Origin of the sequence: Aquaspirillum serpens DSM 68 (genome assembly GCF_000420525.1) — a bacterium.
In the GTDB taxonomy this organism is placed as follows: domain Bacteria; phylum Pseudomonadota; class Gammaproteobacteria; order Burkholderiales; family Aquaspirillaceae; genus Aquaspirillum; species Aquaspirillum serpens.
The window spans coordinates 1-1,842 of sequence record NZ_ATVC01000108.1 but is presented as its reverse complement, the minus strand read 5'-3'; the positions used below and the strand labels follow the sequence as shown (position 1 = coordinate 1,842).

The 1,842-nt window shown below is 47.0% G+C and carries 2 protein-coding genes and 1 tRNA gene; 2 read left to right on the top strand and 1 reads right to left on the bottom strand.

Annotated elements, in window-relative coordinates:
- The first annotated feature begins 18 nt into the window (after positions 1–18).
- Positions 19–94 (top strand) — tRNA-Glu (locus G465_RS0112715).
- A 37-nt stretch (positions 95–131) separates the two neighbouring features.
- Here the strand turns inward: G465_RS0112715 and G465_RS0112710 are convergent.
- Positions 132–590 carry a DUF4442 domain-containing protein gene (locus G465_RS0112710; RefSeq protein ID WP_022654808.1) on the bottom strand — a complete coding sequence of 153 codons (459 nt, stop codon included), beginning with the start codon at positions 588–590 and terminating at the stop codon, positions 132–134.
- A gap of 509 nt (positions 591–1,099) precedes the next feature.
- Between G465_RS0112710 and G465_RS0112705 the strand changes: the two genes are divergently transcribed.
- Complete coding sequence (locus G465_RS0112705; RefSeq protein ID WP_308417104.1) at positions 1,100–1,645, top strand: MotA/TolQ/ExbB proton channel family protein; 546 nt, start codon at positions 1,100–1,102, stop codon at positions 1,643–1,645.
- Positions 1,646–1,842 lie beyond the last annotated feature (197 nt).

Here is a 1,842-nt window from a genome sequence, read left to right as displayed (position 1 = left end):
GCTCCGGATGCGCCAGCTGTCCCCATCGTCTAGAGGCCTAGGACACCGCCCTTTCACGGCGATAACCGGGGTTCGAATCCCCGTGGGGACGCCAAGTTTCCAAGAAAAACCGCTCGAAAGAGCGGTTTTTTTCATGCCTGTCTTTTTTTCTTCCGCACATATAATGTCTTTTTCACCCGTGCGACCGTTTCACCCCCCTCGTTTTTGACTTCAACAGTCAGCTCTGGCAAATGTTTTTCTCCACCCGCTGTTGCCTGTCGAATGTCATTCAAACAATCATCATCTAACGAAAAATAAGCGGTGACTCTGCCTGTGCCGGGTTTTAGATATTCTATGCTGCCTGCTTGATCCCAAACGATATAGTCTCGACCTAAATTGTGCATCAGCAAAAGCATATAAAACGGGTCAGTCATCGCATATAAGCTACCGCCAAAATGCACACCAACATAGTTACGGTTGGTAAAACCAAGGCGTAACACCACCTCGGCTGTTTTGAAATCGTTAGCGAGATGCGTAACACGGATGCCTGCACCTAAAAAGGGTGGCCACAGATTCATGATATGGCGCAATAGACGAGCGGATATTTTCATAACCAAACACTTGTTTGAAAAAAAACAGTGTTTAACGTAAATTGTTTGTTGGGTCAACTTAAGCTTTGTTTTTGCGAGATTAAAAACTTTGTTCTTGTCAAGTCATCCACAGGCACTTTGTCTGTGGATAACCGTCTGTAATAGGGAGAAAACTTGCGAAATGGTTAAATTTAACTATTTGATTTATAAAGAAAAATAAAATTGCCTATAAAGTAGGCAATCTAACGTTTTTCCTTATCTGTCGCGGTTTCCAGCGGTCGTTTTTTGAGTTGTCCACAAAGTTATCCACAGGTATTGTGGATGGTCTGAAAAAGTCCTTAAACAGCAAAGGGTTACTCTATTCTGAGCTGGTTTTAAAATATTCGAAAAAAAAGCTTAGCAAACAGCACTTGTCTTTTCCTAGCTGCTGCGGATAGAGTTTAAGGTTTAACATTGCTTGGAGAAGGCTTGTGTGGTCGATAGTCAACGCAGCGGGCTGGCCAATTTGGACGCTCATTATTGCTTCAGTCGTGGCGCTTGCCATTATCATCGAACGTTTGGTGAGTTTACGCACGTCTAACATCTTGCCTGACGGTTTGTTGGCAAAAACAGTACAAGAATTCCGCCGTGCCGGAGCGAGCGCGGAACTCCTCGGACGTTTGCAGAGTGAATCACCTTTAGGACGGGTATTTGCAGCAGGATTGCGTAACCATCAACATTCACGAGACATCACCAAAGAAGCGATTGAAGAGACCGGCCGTGCCGTTGGTCATGAATTAGAGCGTTTCTTGACCACCTTGGGGACGATTGCCGCCATGGCGCCCTTATTGGGGTTGTTGGGAACGGTGATTGGGATGATTGAGATTTTTGCTGCTCAAACCCCCGGTGGTGGTAATCCACAACAGTTGGCGCACGGGATTTCGGTTGCGCTATACAACACAGCTTTTGGTTTGATGGTGGCGATTCCTAGCATGATGTTCTACCGCTATTTTCGCGCGCGTGTGGATGGGCTGTTGATCGATATGGAACAACAAGCGATTAAACTGGTTGAAGTGTTACACGGAGATCGTTCGTAAACAACCCGCGACTGAAGTCGCAGGCTTTATCGTAGGACGAGACAATGCCTATCCGCGACATTAGGCCGGTTTACAACAGCCCTTGGCGAGACGGTAGTCTCGCCAATCCACCGATATTAGCGCCTCGGTGGAGAACGGCTACAGATCCTGTGCTCCCACCGCTTTGCGGTAACCTGGGATGCCGGCCACCGAAAACT

Excerpts from the sequence above, each read along its gene's own strand:
- G465_RS0112710 (WP_022654808.1), bottom strand. The coding sequence starts at position 590 with ATGAAAATATCCGCTCGTCTATTGCGCCATATCATGAATCTGTGGCCA.